Origin of the sequence: Streptomyces sp. NPDC059900, from assembly GCF_050270335.1 — a bacterium.
Classification (GTDB): domain Bacteria; phylum Actinomycetota; class Actinomycetes; order Streptomycetales; family Streptomycetaceae; genus Streptomyces.
Window position 1 is genome coordinate 1 of sequence record NZ_JBNNJZ010000907.1, and the last position, 2,230, is coordinate 2,230.

Annotated in this window: 3 protein-coding genes; 1 reads left to right on the forward strand and 2 read right to left on the reverse strand. The window is 71.8% G+C overall.

From position 1 onward, the window contains the following. Positions 1-389 (reverse strand): glycoside hydrolase family 6 protein (locus tag ACQKIP_RS45560; protein ID WP_427745685.1); only part of this gene is annotated, 389 nt, incomplete at its 3' end. Positions 390-649: 260 nt separating this feature from the next. Here ACQKIP_RS45560 and ACQKIP_RS45565 point away from each other — a divergent pair. After that, the gene (locus tag ACQKIP_RS45565; protein ID WP_427745686.1) at positions 650-811 is read left to right on the forward strand and encodes a hypothetical protein; all 162 of its coding nucleotides are present in this window, start codon (positions 650-652) and stop codon (positions 809-811) included. A gap of 159 nt (positions 812-970) precedes the next feature. Here the strand turns inward: ACQKIP_RS45565 and ACQKIP_RS45570 are convergent. Next, a partial coding sequence (locus ACQKIP_RS45570) for a glycoside hydrolase family 3 C-terminal domain-containing protein (RefSeq protein WP_427745687.1) occupies positions 971-2,230 on the reverse strand: 1,260 nt, incomplete at its 5' end.

Genomic DNA, 2,230 nt, shown 5'->3' on the forward strand with positions numbered 1-2,230 from the left:
ATACACGTCCTGTACGCGTCTGCCGAGCCCGCGCCGCCGCCCGAGTGCCCGCCGCAGATGTCGCGGTTGGGGATGTTGTAGGCGACCAGGACCGGCAGCTTGTCCACGGCATCGGCCGCGCCGACGAACGCACCCGTGGCCGTGCCGATGGTGCCGCTCCAGCTACCGAACCAGCGGGCCATCGGCTTCGCCGCGATGTTGTCCCTGATCGCGGCGGCACGGCCGTCACCGGGGTTGGCGGCGGCCCACGCCGCGGGGGAGGAGTGGGGGTCGACGTAGAACCCGCTGGTCATCGCCACCGGACTGTCGGCGTGGGCGAGTCCGGGGGCTGCCAGCGCGAGCGGGAAGGCGAGCAGCAGCGCGAGCAGGGCACGTCGGTATCTGAACATGGAGAACCTCTTCCTGACGGGGGACGCACCGCACGCGCATCAATCTGTGGGTGTGCGTGTGGCGCGCTGAGGAAGTGCGAGGTACGACGCCCCCGGCGATGGTGGCTCCGGGTCCGAGGACGCAGACCGCCGGGCTCGGAGAATCATGGGAGCGCTCCCAATAGGGAGCGTCTTCCACCTGCGTCCGAAGCCCTTGGGTATGGGCGGCATCGTGTTGCGAGGGACGGAACGTGTCAAGAGTTCTCGGTCAACATCGCATCATGTGGCGGAAAGAAGGCCCTGCGACGGACGAGAAACCGGCATCCGGGGCTCGACGAGGCGGCGGGACGGTGGTGCGCGATCTGCGCCCGCGCACCACCGTCACCTGCATCGTCAGTTTGCCCCTCTTCGCGGTCGCGAGCGCGTATGTGATCGCCTCGTAGGCGGGCTTGCGCCGAGTAGCAGGGCCGCCGCAGACGCGCAGGCGGCGGCTCGGACGCGGGTACGGGCAGGGGTGCGCGGAGCAGGTGTGCGCATGGTGCTACACCTCAACTCATGAGCGTGGGAGGTTGGTTGTCCGTGCGCTGTGTTGTTTCCGCGCGTCACTTGACGCGTATCTCGCACCGCATCCGCCGCTCGTGCCCGACCTCCCGTTCCGCGCCCGTCAGGGTGAGCGGCACGGTGTGGTGGACGCGTTCGCTGGATGCGCAGACGCGTAGTTCGAGGGCGCCGGGTTCCACGACGCGGCGGCCGTCGGCTCCGGTGTAGGCGGCGAGGTCCGCCGGGAAGGTGGCGTGGACCTCGGCGGATGCCCCGGCATCGAGCGGGACGCGGGCGTAGCCGACGAGCCGGACCTCGGGGCGTGCCACGGTGCCGACCGGGTCGTGGAGGTAAAGCTGGACCACCTCGGTGCCGGGGCGCTCACCGGTGTTGCGGACGGTGAGGCGCAGGGTGATCTCGCCGTCGGTGGGCAGTTCGGGCGTGTCGCACTGCGGGGCGTCCCAGGCGAACGTGGTGTAGGACAGGCCGTGCCCGACCGGGTAGAGGGCGGTGGGGTCCACGTTGCTGGGATCGCCGCGGCGGCCGAGCGGGGGCGCCAGATAGGGGGCGGGCTGGCCGCCGGGGCCGCGTGGCACGCCGACGGGAAGGCGCCCCGAGGGCTCGATGCGTCCCGACAGGACTCCGGCGACGGCGCTGCCGCCTTCCTGCCCCGGGAAGAAGGCCTGCACGACGGCGGCGGCCCGGTCGGCCCAGCGGCCCAGTGCGTAGGGCCGCCCGCTGAGGACCACGACGACGGCCGGTGTCCCGGTGTCGAACACCTCGTCCAGCAACGCGCCTTGCCCGTAGGGCAGGTCGAGGTCCTCGGTGTCGCATCCCTCGCCGGATGAGCCGCGCCCGAAGAGGCCCGAGCGGTCGCCGACCACGGCGAGGCAGATGTCGGCCTGCGCCGGGTCGTCGACGAAGAGTGCGCCGGGCAGTTCGGCGCGCAGCGCCTGGGCGAGCGTGGGGACGTCGACGCCCGCGGGAAGGTCGGGGTGGTTGACGCCGACGTGCCGCGGGAATGTGTAGCAGCCGAGCATGGCGGCCTGTTCGTGGGCGAGGGGGCCGGCCAGGGCGATGCGCAGCCCGTCGGCGGCCAGCGGCAGCAGCCCCGCGTCGTTGGCGAGCAGGACGACCGACTCCTGCGCCACGGTCCGCGCCAGTTCCCGCATCTGAGGGGGGTTCAGGTCGATGAGCGCGTCATCGGCGTTTTGCGTGGATCCCGTAGCTCCCGTGACCGGCTCCCAGTCCTGGTCCAGGAGGCCCAGCTCGCACTTTTGCGTGAGGACGCGGAGGGTGGCGCGGTCGATCAGGTCCTGGGG

Bases quoted from the DNA above. Each gene is read 5' to 3' on its own strand.
- ACQKIP_RS45565 (WP_427745686.1), top strand. From the start codon at position 650: ATGTGGCGGAAAGAAGGCCCTGCGACGGACGAGAAACCGGCATCCGGG.